Below are 14,024 nucleotides of genomic sequence, written 5' to 3'. Positions count from 1 at the left end.
CCCACACCCACCGGGTAACCCGACCTCGCGAACCCCAATGCGACGAACGGAGGAGATCCGGGCTCCCTGACCACGGATCTCCTCCGTTGGCTGCCATCCAGCCCCTCCCGACCCCGGATCTCCTCCGTTGGCGATGCAGGTCGGACAGGCGTTACTCGCCGACGCCCACGAACTCCGCCGCCTCGTCCGGGTCGGCCACATCCGCCTCCAGCCGCGCCCGCAGGGCCGCGCCGAGCTCCGCGTCGACGTTCGTCCAGTACTGGATCGCCCGCTCGCGGATGTCGTCGCGCGTCACCCCGCCGACGGCGCCCGCGATCGTGTCCAGGAACCGCTCCTTCGCCGCGTCGTCGTAGACCTCGCGGTAGAGCGTCCCCGCCTGTCCGAAGTCGTCGTCCTCGGCGTGCAGGGTCGCCGCCGAGCGCACGAGCGCGCCGTCCGACTCCCACGAGCCCTCGCCTGCCGCCGCCGGGTCCGCGACGGGGCCGCCGAACGAGTTCGGCGCGTACACGGGCGCGCCGGCCGGCTTGAAGCCGTGGCGCCCCGCGCCGTCCTGCGAGTAGTTGCGCACCGGGGCGACCGGCGCGTTCACCGGCAGCTCGTTGTAATTGGTGCCGACGCGGTAGCGCTGCGCGTCCGGGTAGGAGAACACGCGCGCCATCAGCATCTTGTCCGGGCTGATGTCGATGCCCGGGACGGTGTTGGCGGGGAGAACGCCGCCTGCTCGATCTGCGCGAAGAAGTTCTCGGGGTTCTCGTTGAGCGTGTGGACCCCGACCGGGATGAGCGGGTAGTCGCTGTGCGGCCACACCTTGGTCAGGTCGAACGGATTGAACCGGTAGGTCTTGGCGTCCTCGTAGGGCATCACCTGCACGCTCACCTTCCATGCGGGGAAGTGGCCGCGCTCGATCGCCTCGTAGAGGTCGCGGCGGTAGTAGTCCGCGTCCTCGCCCGCGATCCGCTGCGCCTCGGCGCCGCGCATCTCCTCGTTGCCCTGCAGCGCGTGGAAGTGGTACTTCACCCAGAACCGCTCGCCCGCCGCGTTGATCCACTGGTAGGTGTGCGAGCCGTAGCCGGGCATGGTCCGCCACGAGCGCGGGAGGCCGCGATCGCCCATCAGGTAAGTGACCTGGTGCGCGGACTCCGGCGAGAGGGTCCAGAAGTCCCACTGCATGTCGGCGTCGCGCAGACCCGAGCCGGGCAGGCGCTTCTGCGAGTGGATGAAGTCGGGGAACTTGATGCCGTCGCGGATGAAGAACACCGGGGTGTTGTTGCCCACGATGTCGTAGTTGCCCTCGGTCGTGTAGAACTTCACCGAGAAGCCGCGGACATCGCGCCAGGTGTCCGGCGACCCCATCTCGCCGGCGACCGACGAGAAGCGCTGCAGGGTGCGCGTGGTGGTGCCCGGCTGGAAGACCGCGGCCTTCGTGTACGCGGTCACGTCGCCGGTGACGACGAACTCGCCGAACGCCCCGCCGCCCTTGGCGTGCACGATCCGCTCCGGGATGCGCTCGCGGTTGAACTGCGCGAGCTTCTCGACGAGGTAGCGGTCGTGGAGCGCGGTCGCCCCGTCCCGTCCGGACGTCAGCGAGTGCGCGTCGCTGCCGACCGGGCTGCCGGTCTGGGTGGTCGTGTGGTTCTCCGTCATGGTTCTCCTAACCTCATTCGGCGTGCGACGGGGCTTTCGCCGCGCGCTCCTGGCAGGACGGGCACAGCCCCCAGAAGGTGACCTCCGCCACCTGCACCGCGAACCCGGCCGCCCCCGAGGGGTGCAGGCAGGGCGCGTGGCCGACGACGCACTCCACGTCCGCCACCGCTCCGCACGACGTGCACACGACGTGGTGGTGGTTGTCACCGACGCGCCGCTCGTAGAGCGCAGGCGAGTGCGCCGGCTCTATCCGTCGCAGCAGGCCGGCGGCGGTGAGGTCGCCGAGGACGTTGTGGACGTTCTGGATCGAGGTGCCGGGCAGCGCGGGCAGCACTGCGCGGTACACCGTCTCGGCGTCCACGTGGGGATGCGCGTCGAGCGCGTTCAGGACGGCGAGCCGCCCCTGCGTCACGCGCAGGCCCGACGCGCGCAGGGCGCCTTCGAGCTGTGCGGTGTCCATGCCCGCCACGCTATCGGTTCTCTTTTGAGTAATTCAAAACAACATGCATCCCGGGAGTGGCGCGGGGGCCGTCTAATCTTGCATAAGAAGTTTCAAGCCGAAGGGTGGATCAGGGTGGCGCGCGAATTCCAGGTGGACGCTCTCGGTGCACGGCTGCGCGTCTCCCTGGACGGGTTCCCGGAGTCCGACGCCGACCGGCTCAGCGCCCAGTGGCAACGCCTGGCGGCCGAGGACGCTGCGACGGACACGCTCACCGTGTCCTCCGCCGCAGGATCCGGCGCGGACGTCTCGGGTCACGACCTCGACGCGGTGGGGATCGCCCTCCGCCGCGCCCTCAACCGGCGGGCGATCGAGGCGAACCGCGGCGAGCTGGTGACGTTCCACGCGGCGGGCCTCGCCGATCCCGCGACGGGCGACGTCATCGCGCTCATCGGGCCGTCCGGCGCCGGCAAATCGACTGCCGCCGCCATGCTCGGGACGGGACTGGGCTATGTCACGGATGAAACGGTCGCCGTCACGCCCTCCGGCGAGGTGCTCGCCTTCCCCCAGCCGCTGGCGTTCAAGACGTCGGAGGCGCGCGGGAGGCACGTCGCCGGGCCCGACGAGCTCGGGTTGCTGCGCCCGGGGCCGCGGCTGCGGCTGACACGGATCGCCCTCCTCGATCGCACGGACGCGGCCACGACGCCGGCGATCAGGACGGTCGGGCTGCGGGAGGTCCTCGGCGACCTCGTCGCGCAGATCAATTACTTCAACGCTCTGCCGCGGCCGCTGAGCCTGCTCGACGGGCTGGTCCGGCGCTGCGGTGGCGTTCAGGTGATCAGCTACCGCGAGGCCGCCGACCTCGTGGAGCCTGTTCGCGAGCTGCTGCGCTGCGGAGCGGACTCCGGCCCGACGTACGGCCGCGCGGAGGTCGACGACTGGGTCGACCTCGACGGCGAGGCGGTCGTGCTCGCCCGGGACACGATCACCCGGTTGACGCCGGTCTCCTCGCTGGTCTGGAAGCTGCTCGAGGTCCCGCTGACCCTGACCCGGCTCGTCGCGGAGGTCGAGCAGGAGTTCGGACCGGCGCCGGATGGGAGCAGCGCGGACGCACTCGGCGCGGTGCTCCACGAGCTCGCGGGCGCCGGCCTCGTGCGGCCCGGCGGCGCCGCACGTCACCGCGCGCGGGACTGAAGCCGCGTCTCCTCGATGTCGAGCATGGACTGCGCCTCGCCGAGGATGCGCGACGGGTAGGCGCCGCGTGCGCGCTCCTCCAGCAGGCGGTCGCGTTCGGCGTCCACCACGGCGAGCCGCAGCGTGCGGTACACGTGGTGAGGACGGCCCTCCGGAGGCGTGTCGTAGAGCACGATCCGCTCCCACGCGGCTTCGGCGCGGAGGTAGGTGGTCTGGCGCACGCGCTCCACGACCTCCGGGTCGACCGGCGCGGTGGTGCCCGCGGCGATCTCCGGTTCGTCGAGCACGGCGAGCCCGGCCTCGCTGAGGTCGTCGAGCAGCTTGGCGAGCAGCCTCCTGTCGTCCTTGACGTCGATGCCCTGCAGCCCCAGCACGCGGATCAGCCAGGGCAGGGTGCCGCCCTGCACGACGAGGCTGACGAACGCGACCGTGAACGCGATCAGGATGAGCTGCGGACGATACGGGATGTCCGCGGGGAGCGACTGCGCCGCTGCCAGTGTGACGACGCCGCGCATCCCCGACCAGCCGAGGACGACGCCGCCCTTCCAGTCGAGGGCCTCCTGGCGGAACTCCTCCAGGTCGCTGCGGTGCCGTTCGTAGCGCTGCTCGGCGCGCTGCTTGCGCTGCGCCTGCCAGCGGTAGCGCACGGGATGGTCGCGGAAGTAGCTGATCATCAGCCACTCCCGCAGGACGTGTTTCTCGGCGCGCTCCCCGCGTCTTCGGAGGGCGAGGATGAGCGGCCCGATCAGGATGTAGCGGATGACGACGAGCGCGCCCATCGCGATGAGGCCGATGCCGACCGCGTCCCAGACGCTGAGGATCTCGGGGTGCTCGACATCGGCGATGAGCGTGCGCAGCTCCAGCCCGATGAGCAGGAAGACGCCGTTCTCGAGCAGGAACTGGATGGTGTGCCAGTTGATCCGGTCGCTGATCCGCGCCTGCGCGCTGAAATGCTGCGGGGCCGCGTGCCCGGTGTAGAGCCCGGTGACGACGACGGCGAGGACGCCGGAACCGTGGAGCGCCTCCGTCGGGGCGAACGCGGCGAACGGCACCACGACCGACAGCGCGGTGTCGAGAACGGGGTCGGTCAGCTTCGACCGCACCCAGACCGTGACGAAGCCGACCACGAGCCCGACGACGAGGGCGATGATGACGGCCGAGAAGAAGTCGAGCACGCCCGCGATCGGGGTGGCGAGGGTGCCGACCGCCGCGGCGAGGGCGGTGCGGAGCAGCACCAGGGCGGTCGCGTCGTTGACCAGGCCCTCGCCCTCCAGCATGGTGAGCAGGCGCGGCGGGAGGCCCAGCTTGCGGCCGATGGAGGTCGCGGCGACCGCGTCAGGCGGGCTGATGATCGCGCCGAGGGCGACGGCCGCGGCCAGGTTGAGGTCCGGCAGCATCGTGTAGAGCACGAAGCCCGACGCGAACGCGGTGACGACGACGAGGAAGATCGACAGCCCCGCGATCGGCGCCAGATTGCGGCGGAAGTCGGTGAGCGGGGTGCTGATCGCCGCCGCATAGAGGATGGGCGGCAGCAGCCCGTCGAGGATGATCTCCGGGGGCACCTCGATCTCCGGCATGCCGGGCAGCACCGAGAGGGTGACGCCGACGATCACGAGGATGATGGGCGCGGCGACGCCGAGTTTGCGGGCGAAGGCGGCTACGCCGACGATCACCGCGACCGCGATCACCGCATAGACACCGAGCTCCATGTCTTCCAGCCTACGGAAGATTTCAGACGTCTGAGAACACTCTCAGGTCGCGTGAACGCTCCGTGGGTGGTGCGCGGCGCGGCTCAGCGGGCGCGGAGGCCGTCGATCGCCATCGCGATGACGCGGTCGCGCTGCTCGTCGTCGTCGAACGCGACGCCGGCGATGCCGGACACCATGCGGATCACGTCGCCGACGGTGGCGTCGGTCCGGAGTTCGCCGGCCTCCTGAGCGCGGCGGACCAGCGGCTCGCCCGCATCATAGAGGGAGGTCCGGCAGCTGAGCAGGACGGGGGAGTCCTTGTTGAGGCCTTCCAGCAGGGCCTTCTTGGTGCCGACGTAGAGCAGGAAGCGGCGCAGCCAGGCCTGCACGGCCTCCCACGGCTCGAGGGCGGCGGCGTCGTCGGCGGCGCGGACGACGGCCTCCACCTCCTCGACGTAGACGGCCTCGACGAGTGCGTCGCGGGTGGGGAAGTTGCGGTAGAGCGTGCCGATGCCGACGCCGGCGCGACGGGCGATGTCCTCGAGGGAGGCTCCGGCGCCGTCCTCGGCGAACGCGTCGCGCGCGGCGGCGAGCAGGGCGTCGAAGTTGCGCCGGGCGTCCGCGCGCTGCGGCCGGGCGATCAGGGGGCGCGCGGTGGCGGTGTCGGCTGCTTCTGTGCCGGTCACGGCTCTGGTCCTTCCGGGTTGACGAAAACTGAGGGTTGCGAAACGGAGGCACCCTCCGGTATCGTCGTTGTTGTAACCGGAGGCAGCCTCCGAACGGAGCCTCCCTCCAATTCTACCTCCTCCTCAGCAGAGATTCACCCGGTCGACCACACGTCGGCCTCTTTCGAGAAACGGAAGACCGTACCCATGTCTCGATCCCGCCCCTCCGCCACCTTCGCCGTCCTGGCGTTGAGCGTGGCCTCCTTCGCGACGCTCCAGTCGCTCGTCGTCCCGGTCCTGCCGGTCATCCAGCAGGACCTCCACACCACCACCACGGGCGTCACCTGGACCATGACCGCCTGGCTGATCGCCGCCGCCGTCGCCACGCCCCTCCTCGGGCGCGTCGGCGACCTGGTCGGCAAGCGCCGCATCTTCGTGCTCGCGCTGCTCGCCGTGGCACTCGGCAGCGTGATCGCCGCTGTCGCGCCCTCCATCGGCGTGCTCATCGCCGGCCGGGTCGTCCAAGGCCTCGGCGGAGCGATGTTCCCGCTCGCGTTCGGCATCATCCGCGACGAGTTCCCGCCGCACCGCCTCCCCTCGGCCATCGGCGCGATCGCCTCGATCATCGCGGTCGGCAGCGGCCTCGGCACGGTGCTCGCGGGCCCACTCGCCGCCGCGCTGAGCTGGCGCGGGCTGTTCCTCGTCCCGGTCGCGCTGACCGTCACCGCCGCGGTGCTCGCCCTCGTGATCGTCCCCGAGTCGCCCACCCGTGCGACCGGTGGCGTCAATCCGTGGGCTGCCGTTCTGCTCTCGGGCTGGCTGATCGCCCTCCTGCTGCCGCTCAGCACGGGCGCGCAGTGGGGCTGGTCGTCGCCGGTCGTGATCGGCCTGTTCGCGCTCGCCGCGGTGCTGCTCGCCGCCTGGGTGGTCGTGGAGCTGCGCTCGCGGCACCCGCTGGTGGACATGCGGCTCATGCGCGAGCCCGGCGTCTGGTCGATGAACGCCGCCGCGGTCTTCATCGGAGCCGCCATGTTCGCGGTCTTCGCCTTCTTCCCGCGCTTCGTGCAGACCCCGGTCTCCACGGGCTACGGCCTGGGCGCGACCGTCGCGGAGTCCGGGCTGCTGATGCTGCCCATGCTCGTGACGATGGCCGTGACAGGCTTCCTCAGCGGGCCGCTGGAGCGGTGGCTCGGCTTCCGCACCCAGATCGTGATCGCGGCGACGGTGATGGCCGCGGCGAGCCTGTCGCTGGCCTTCCTGCACGGGTCGCCGGCCGCGGTCGCCACGGCGTCCGGACTGTTCGGCGTCGGCCTGGGGCTGATCTACGCGGCGATCACGAGCGTGGTCGTGCAGAGCGTCCCCGCCACACAGACCGGCGTGGCCAGCGGGATGAACGCCAACCTCCGCACCGTCGGCTCGGCCATCGGCGCCGCGGTGATGACCGCGCTCGTGACCGGCACGGTCGGAGCCGGAGGGCTCCCGGCGGAGGCCGGCTATACCGAAGGGTTCGCCACGGCCGGAGGGCTGGCGTTCGGCGCAGCCGTGGTGACGGTGGCGGCGGCTGTCGTGATGCGGTCGCGCACGTCGCGCCGCGCGGCGGGACTGGCCACGACCGAGTCGGCGGCTGTCGCGGGGCTCGCCCGGCTCGACGGGGCCCGCGTCGCAATGGCCGAGCCGCTCCAGGCCGCGACGGACGCCTCGGCGGAGGCCGCCGAGATGGCCCGCCTCATCGAGAAGGTGGAGGCCGACCTCCCCACCGAGCCCGCGGTGTCGGCGGCCTGACGCCGGCCAGGCCGACCGACCACGGGATTGGGCCGTGACTCCGGAGGTCACGGCCCCACAACGGCGATTCGGCCCATCACTCCGGAGACCCGTGCCATCGCAGCGCGGGTCTCCGGAGTTACACGTACTCGCCGGCCCCTTCCCTCGGCGACCCGAACGCGGTCGCCGGTACTCCGGAGAATCAGTCGCCACGGCCGCCGATGTCCGTACGAACGGGCATCCTCGCGGCGTGCGCGCGCGCACTCCGGAGTAGCGGAAACCCTCACGCCCGCGCCGCGGCCTCGCTGCGCCAGCGCGCGAGCAACAGCCACGGGTCGGAGACCCCGGCCTGCAGCGCCGCGACGTGCGCCAAGAGGCCGGCATCCGTCTCGAACCACTCGGTCCCGGGGATGCGCAGGGCCGCGAACTCGACGTGGCGCCGATGCTCCAGGGTGCGGTCGCCGCGTTCGAAGGCGAGCACCTCGTCGTGCGGGAGGCTGGCGAAGCGCTGCGCCGGGTTGGCCGTCGTGCCGATCTTGACGCGGTCCCGGTAGCGGAGGTAGTAGACCACGTCCACCCGTGAGGAGGCCGCAGCTTCCGGAGCCGTCTCGCCCACCCGCCACTCGCAGACCGCGCACAGCCAGCCGGACGGGTACCTCACGCCCAGCCGCGAACCGCAGAACGCGCACGGCGACGGGAGCAGGTCGGTCCGGCCGTACTCGCCCTCCACCCACTCGTGCGCCTCCAGCAGGTGGGGGAGGCACAGCGGGAGCGGCGCCCCTGGATGGGTGGGGGCCCCGCACAGCGCGCATGACTCGGTCACGCGGCGACGCTACCGCGGACCGCCGACGGACAGACGCGGAAGCGGCGCGGGCGGCACGCGGCGGAAGGCTGAGCACCCGCGTCCCTCAGACCGATGCGGGAGCCTTCACCAGGGCCCGACCACGCGCCCGGAACCCCACGAAGGTGAAGTAGACCCCCAGGAACGCCTCCCACACGATCTCGGGCACCGTCGCCACCGCGGACACCGGCGACCCCTGACTCCACAGCCCGAACAGCACGCCGATCCCCGACAGCGCGACGAGCGACCCGCCGACCATCCCGACAACCGCCATCGGACGCGGCACGAGACCGGCGCGCAGCAGCAGCCAGCCGAGCAGGACGCCGTTGCCGAGTCCGGCGACGAAGCCGGGGCCGAGCAGGAACGTCCAGTTCCGAAGCGTGACCAGCGTGTGCGCCGACGCGGTGAGCGCGTCCGCGTCGGCCGGCGTCCCCGCGTGCTGGCGGAGGGTCACGACCGTGAGCAGGCACAGCATCCCGACCGCAATGAACACGCACTCCATGACGCGCGCCATCACGTAGCCGTGCGCGAGTCCCTCTGTCCGGCGGCGCAGGACGGGGAGGAGCGCGAGCGCGGTGCCGAGGTTGGCGGCGATCAGCACCGCCTCGCAGAGGATGCCGAGCAGGACCCGGCCGTCGGCTCCGGCGCCGAGCACATAGTGCGGGTCGTCCAGGACGGGCGCGTAGAGCAGGACGCCGGCGATGGCCGAGACGAACGTGACGAGGAAGAGCACGCCCGCGGTGAGCGAGCGGAGGCGGTCGGCGCTCGGGGTGGGCGCCGGCTCGATGGTGACGATCTGGGCGGTCATGGGGTCCTCGGATTCGGGGTTCGATGCGGTGGTCTAGGATGGGTGTACGGTGTACACCTCGAACGATAGGTGTACGCCGTACACCTTGTCAACAGTCTGTCCGGATCCGGAGGAGCCGCCGATGCCGCAGCCCGCGCGCTCACGCCTCACCCGCGATGTCGTGCTCGCCCGCGCGCTCGAACGCGCCGACGCCGCCGGCCTCGACGCGCTCTCCATGCGCGCCCTCGCGGCCGAGCTCGGCGTCGTCCCGATGGCCCTCTACAAGCACGTCGCCAACAAAGAGGAGCTGATCGACGGGATGGTCGACCTGGTCTGGGCGGAGGTCGAGCCGCCCGCGATCGCCGACGCCGACAGCGGAGCACCCGCTCTCCCCTGGCGCGAAGCCATGCGCGCCCGCGCCGCCTCCCTCCGCGCCGCGCTCCGCCGGCACCCGTGGGCCGTCGGCCTGATGGAGTCGCGCATGCGCCCCGGCCTGGCCAACCTCGCCGCCCACAACGCCATGATGGGCTGCCTGCGCGAAGCCGGCTTCTCGTTCCGCGCCACCGTGCACGCCACATCGGTCCTCGACGCCTACGTCTACGGCTTCGCGCTCCAGGAGAAGACCCTCCCGTTCGACACTCCGGAGGAGTCGGGCGAGGCCGCGGCTGCGAAGAGCGAGACCGTGCCGCCGGAGGTCGCCCTGCAGTTCCCGTATCTCCTGGAGGTCGTCGCGGAACTGGCGCAGGCGGGCTACGACTACGACGAGGAGTTCGCCACCGGCCTCGACCTCATCCTCGAGGGCATCGAACGTCTCCAACCCTGACCCGGACAAATCTTCCGGCGCGTGTCGATTTCCCGCTGGCCCGCCCGACCTTGGGAATGAGAGGGTCGAAGGGACCCGCCAGATCAAGGAGTGACAATGGCCAAGTACATGCTCGTCCTGCGTCCGACCGCCGAGGCGGAGGAGGCGTTCCGCAACGTCGATTTCGCCGACGTCCTCGACGCGATGGGCCGGTTCAATGACGAGCTCATCCGCGCGGGCGTGCTGCTCGCGGCCGAGGGCCTCGACCCGGCCGAGAGCGTGGTCGTCGACTTCACCGGCGAGGCGCCGGTCGTCACCGACGGCCCGTACGGAGAGACCAAAGAGCTGTTCAACGGCTTCTACATCCTCGACGTCGCCTCGGCGCAGGAAGCCGTCGAGTGGACGAAGCGCATGCCGTACATCCAGGGCAGCAAGGTGGAGATCCGCCGCGTGACCCACATCGACGAGTTCCCGCAGGACAACGAGTGGATCCAGAAGGAGCGCGCGTGGCGCGAGGCGACCGGTCAGCTCTAGGCAGCGCGGCGCCTGTCGCCCACCGGACGACCCCGGCCCTGCTGTGACGCCGCGAACCCCTCCGATGCCCGCCGCGCCGTCGAGGCGGTGTGGCGCATGGAGTCCGCCCGGATCGTCGGTGCGCTCGCCCGCTACACCGGCGACTTCGCGCTCGCGGAGGACGTCGCCCAGGAGGCGCTCGCCGAGGCACTCGTCGGCTGGGCGACCTCGGGGCCGCCGCAGGATCCGGTCGGCTGGCTGCTCACGGTGGGGCGGCGGCGCGCGATCGACGCGTTCCGCCGCCGCGCCGGCCGCGACGAGCGGTACGCGCTGCTCGCCCGCGACCTCGACGAGACCGCCCCGGGTGCCGACCTGCTGTTCGACGCTGACGACATCGAAGACGACGTGCTCGCCCTGATCTTCACGGCCTGCCACCCGGTGCTGTCCCGGGAGGCGCGCATCGCGCTGACGCTGAAGGTCGTCGGAGGCCTCACCACGGACGAGATCGCGCGCGCGTTCATCGTGCCGGTGCCGACCGTACAGGCGCGCATCACCCGCGCGAAGAAGACGATCGCCGCGGCGCATGTGCCGTTCGAGATCCCGTCGGGGCCCGACCGCCGGGAACGCCTTGACTCGGTGCTCAGCGTGATCTACCTGATCTTCACCGAGGGCTCGTCCGCGACGGCGGGGAGGCCTGGATGCGCACCGACCTGGCGTACGAGGCGGTGCGGCTCGCGCGTGTGCTCGCCCGGCTCGAACGGGAGCCGGAGGTCCACGGCCTGCTCGCACTGCTCGAACTGACCGCGGCGCGTTTCCCCGCGCGGACCGCGCCCGACGGCAGCCCGGTGCTCCTGGAGGACCAGGACCGCCGCCGCTGGGACCGCTCGGCGATCCGCCGCGGCCGGGCGGCGCTCGCCACCGCGGTCGCCGCGGACCGCGGACTCGGGCCGTACGGCCTCCAGGCGTCGATCGCGGAATGCCATGCGGTCGCGCCCTCGGTCGCGGGGACGGACTGGCCGCGGATCGTCCTCCTCTACGAGGCGCTCTCTCAGGTGGCGCCGTCCCCGATCGTCGCCCTCAACCGCGCTGTCGCCGTCGCGATGGCCGACGGACCGGCCGCCGGGCTGGTGGAGGCGGAGGCCGTGGAACGCGGTGGGGCGCTCGCGGGCTCGCACCTGTTACCCGGCGTGCGTGGCGAGCTGCTCTCCCGCCTCGGCCGCACCGCCGAAGCCGCGGACGAGTACCGCCGCGCCGCCGACCTGTGCGCGAACGCCGCCGAGCGCAGCGTCCTCCTCGGGAAGGCCGCCGCGCTCACCCCCTGACCGCAGCCATCCGTTCCTCACTTTCTCCCGCCGCCACCCGGCGAGTCGCGGGAGGAAGTGAGGAAGCGATGGTTAGTCGAGGTGGTCGAGGTAGCGGAGGATGATGCCCTCGCGCAGCGCCCACGGGCAGACCTCGAGCACCGGAACGTCGAACGCGCGCATCGCCTCCCGCAGCGCCACCCCGCCCGCCACGATCTGGAAGGTCCGGTCCGCCGTGATCCCCGGCAGCGCGGTGCGGGCGTCGGCCGTGAGCTGCGCCAGGCGCGGAACCCAGTCGGCGAGCTCCGAGCGGCGCAGGAGACTGCGCTCCGTCCCGCCCGGTCCGCTCGCGGTCGACCCGGCCAGGCGGGCGAGCGAGCGGATGGTCTTCGAGGTGCCGATCACGTGCGCGGGCCCGCGGTCGGTGAAGCGTCCGACGGCGTCCGCGAGAGTCGTCCTGGCGTGGTCCCGCAGTGCCGTGAGCTGGTCCGCGGTCGGCGGGTCCTGGTGCAGGAAGCCGATCGTGCTGCGGCCGGCGCCGAGCGGCAAGGACACCGCGGTGTCCGGGTACTCGTCGACGCCCGCCGCGATCTCGAGCGAGCCGCCGCCGATGTCCATCAGGAGGATGGAGCCGGCCGACCAGCCCGACCAGCGGCGCACGGCGAGGAACGTCAGCCGCGCCTCGTCCTCGCCGGAGAGCACCTGGAGGTCGACGCCCGTCTCGTCCAGGATGCGGGCCAGGATGGCGGGACCGTTGGCAGCCTCCCGGATGGCCGAGGTCGCGAACGGCAGCAGCTCTTCGATGCCCTCCGCGCGGCCGACCTCTACCGCCGACCGGATCGCCTCCAGGATGGCCGTCTCGCCCTCGGCGCTGATCGCGCCGTCCTCGGTGATGTAGCGCATGAGGCGCAGCACGGACTTGTGCGTGGCGGCCGGGAGGGGCGGGCGCCCGGGTGCGCGTCGACCACGAGAAGGTGGACGGTGTTCGATCCCACGTCGAGGACTCCGAGTCGCATAGTCAGACAGTAGTGGGCCGGGGAGACCGCCGGCGACACGCCGTCTCGTGGGGTGGCACGCGGCTCCGGCAGGGCGACACGCCGCGTCGATGTACCCAGTTCGGAGGGGGTCTGTCGGTGGTCCCGCGTATTCTCGGGGGTGTGGGACGAGGTCCCGAAAAAATCCCCCAAACACTACATGTAGTGGAATGACAATCGTGTCATTCGGGTTATATAGTGGGTAAACACCGCGAGACACGCGAGTGACAAGATTTCCGGGGAGGCCATCATGGACTACGAAAACGACACTGTCGGCGGCTATGCAGTTCCGGTCGACCCGATGGATCTGCTGCAGTGCGACAGCTGCCAGTAGTCCGCTGACGACAGCTTCGAGAACCCCGGCGCCGAGTGCGCCGGGGTTCTCTTTTCCCGGGGAGGACGGGTTCCGGAGGGGAGACCGGGTTTTCGGGGCAGACCGGGTTTCGGGGCAGACTCGGGCGCTTGCGTAGAATCGACGCGTGCCAGTGAACCCAGAGCTCGTGGGCCGGAGTTTCCCGCCCACCCCTCCGTATCTCGTCGGCCGTGAGAAGGTGCGCGAGTTCGCCGCCGCCGTGCTCGCGACGGATCCGATCAGCTTCGATGTGGCCGCCGCGCAGGCCGCGGGTCACGCCGACCTCGTCGCGCCGCCCACCTTCCCGGTCGTGGTGCAGCAACTCACGCTCGACCAGCTCCTCGCCGACCCGCAGGCGGGCATCGACTTCAGCCGGGTCGTCCACGGCGACCAGCGGTTCACGTTCTCGCGTCCGGTGATCGCGGGCGACGAACTGACGGCGACGCTGACGGTCACGGCGGTCAAGTCGCTCGGCGCGCACAGCATGGTCACCGCCGAGTCGGTGATCGTGGACGGCGCCGGCGAACACGTCGTCACCTCTGTTTCGACCCTGGTCGTGCGAGGAGACGAGTGATGGCCGCCCCCGATTTCGATGCGCTGACTGTCGGCGACGTGGTCGCCGAGCGCTCGTTCGACCTGAGCCGCGACGCTCTCGTCCGCTACGCCGGCGCCTCGGGCGACTTCAATCCGATCCACTACCGCGACGACGTCGCGACCTCGGTGGGCCTTCCGGGCGTGATCGCACACGGGATGCTGACGATGGGGCTCGCCGTCCAGCCGGTGGTCGACTGGGCCGGGGACCCGGCGCGCGTCGTGGACTATCAGGTGCGCTTCACCCGCCCGGTGGTCGTGGACCCGGCGGAGGGCGCGAGCGTGCAGGTGACCGCCACGGTCGGACAGCTCGACACGGAGGCCCGGGTCGCGCGGATCGACCTCACGACGACCTTCAACTCCGAGACCGTGCTCGGCAAGGCGCAGGTGCGCGTCTCGCTCGCGTGAACGT

The 14,024-nt window shown here is 71.5% G+C and carries 11 protein-coding genes and 3 pseudogenes; 7 read left to right on the top strand and 7 right to left on the bottom strand.

Going from position 1 to position 14,024, the window contains the following annotated elements; translation table 11 throughout:
- Positions 1–151: 151 nt before the first annotated feature.
- A pseudogene (locus tag ACR5MH_RS10615) lies at positions 152–1,644 on the bottom strand (catalase).
- A gap of 13 nt (positions 1,645–1,657) precedes the next feature.
- A complete protein-coding gene (locus ACR5MH_RS10610; RefSeq protein ID WP_431347172.1) occupies positions 1,658–2,104 on the bottom strand; it encodes a Fur family transcriptional regulator in 447 nt (148 codons plus the stop codon).
- A gap of 114 nt (positions 2,105–2,218) precedes the next feature.
- On the opposite strand from ACR5MH_RS10610, the gene ACR5MH_RS10605 reads away from it, so the two are divergent.
- Positions 2,219–3,277 (top strand): PqqD family peptide modification chaperone, encoded by a 1,059-nt coding sequence (locus tag ACR5MH_RS10605; RefSeq protein WP_431347171.1) that lies wholly within the window; start codon positions 2,219–2,221, stop codon positions 3,275–3,277.
- Here ACR5MH_RS10605 and ACR5MH_RS10600 read toward each other — a convergent pair.
- Entirely contained in the window at positions 3,259–4,986 is a 1,728-nt protein-coding gene (locus ACR5MH_RS10600; RefSeq protein ID WP_431347170.1) for a cation:proton antiporter, read from the bottom strand. The genes ACR5MH_RS10605 and ACR5MH_RS10600 overlap by 19 nt on opposite strands.
- A gap of 83 nt (positions 4,987–5,069) precedes the next feature.
- Positions 5,070–5,651: a TetR/AcrR family transcriptional regulator gene (locus tag ACR5MH_RS10595; RefSeq protein WP_431347169.1), complete on the bottom strand. Its 582-nt coding sequence runs from the start codon at positions 5,649–5,651 to the stop codon at positions 5,070–5,072.
- A 186-nt stretch (positions 5,652–5,837) separates the two neighbouring features.
- Here ACR5MH_RS10595 and ACR5MH_RS10590 point away from each other — a divergent pair, with 186 nt between their 5' ends.
- On the top strand, positions 5,838–7,412 hold the full coding sequence (locus ACR5MH_RS10590) for an MFS transporter (protein WP_431347168.1): 1,575 nt from the start codon (positions 5,838–5,840) through the stop codon (positions 7,410–7,412).
- Positions 7,413–7,674: 262 nt separating this feature from the next.
- Here ACR5MH_RS10590 and ACR5MH_RS10585 read toward each other — a convergent pair whose 3' ends face one another.
- Together ACR5MH_RS10585 and ACR5MH_RS10580 are read right to left on the bottom strand one after the other, a co-directional pair.
- On the bottom strand, positions 7,675–8,214 hold the full coding sequence (locus ACR5MH_RS10585; protein WP_431347167.1) for a GIY-YIG nuclease family protein: 540 nt from the start codon (positions 8,212–8,214) through the stop codon (positions 7,675–7,677).
- A gap of 85 nt (positions 8,215–8,299) precedes the next feature.
- Positions 8,300–9,040 (bottom strand): DUF4386 domain-containing protein, encoded by a 741-nt coding sequence (locus ACR5MH_RS10580; protein WP_431347166.1) that lies wholly within the window; start codon positions 9,038–9,040, stop codon positions 8,300–8,302.
- 121 nt (positions 9,041–9,161) lie between these two features.
- Here ACR5MH_RS10580 and ACR5MH_RS10575 point away from each other — a divergent pair, with 121 nt between their 5' ends.
- The 3 genes and pseudogenes from ACR5MH_RS10575 to ACR5MH_RS10565 all read left to right on the top strand — a co-directional run bounded on the left by ACR5MH_RS10575 (position 9,162) and on the right by ACR5MH_RS10565 (position 11,656).
- Positions 9,162–9,842 (top strand): TetR/AcrR family transcriptional regulator, encoded by a 681-nt coding sequence (locus tag ACR5MH_RS10575; protein WP_431347165.1) that lies wholly within the window; start codon positions 9,162–9,164, stop codon positions 9,840–9,842.
- 96 nt (positions 9,843–9,938) lie between these two features.
- The gene (locus ACR5MH_RS10570) at positions 9,939–10,355 is read left to right on the top strand and encodes a YciI family protein (RefSeq protein ID WP_431347164.1); all 417 of its coding nucleotides are present in this window, start codon (positions 9,939–9,941) and stop codon (positions 10,353–10,355) included.
- Between the two features lie 96 nt (positions 10,356–10,451).
- Positions 10,452–11,656, top strand: a pseudogene (locus tag ACR5MH_RS10565) (RNA polymerase sigma factor).
- A gap of 72 nt (positions 11,657–11,728) precedes the next feature.
- Here the strand turns inward: ACR5MH_RS10565 and ACR5MH_RS10560 are convergent.
- A pseudogene (locus tag ACR5MH_RS10560) lies at positions 11,729–12,651 on the bottom strand (Ppx/GppA family phosphatase).
- A gap of 497 nt (positions 12,652–13,148) precedes the next feature.
- Here ACR5MH_RS10560 and ACR5MH_RS10555 point away from each other — a divergent pair.
- Positions 13,149–13,595: an FAS1-like dehydratase domain-containing protein gene (locus tag ACR5MH_RS10555; protein WP_431347162.1), complete on the top strand. Its 447-nt coding sequence runs from the start codon at positions 13,149–13,151 to the stop codon at positions 13,593–13,595.
- A complete protein-coding gene (locus ACR5MH_RS10550; RefSeq protein ID WP_433862581.1) occupies positions 13,592–14,020 on the top strand; it encodes a MaoC family dehydratase in 429 nt (142 codons plus the stop codon). The genes ACR5MH_RS10555 and ACR5MH_RS10550 overlap by 4 nt, the downstream gene beginning before the upstream one ends.
- Positions 14,021–14,024 lie beyond the last annotated feature (4 nt).

It is taken from the genome of Streptomyces sp. L7 (assembly GCF_050990935.1).
Taxonomy (GTDB): Bacteria; Actinomycetota; Actinomycetes; order Actinomycetales; family Microbacteriaceae; genus Leifsonia.
The sequence above is the reverse complement of the archived record's forward strand: the minus strand, read 5'-3'. Positions and strand labels throughout refer to the sequence as shown.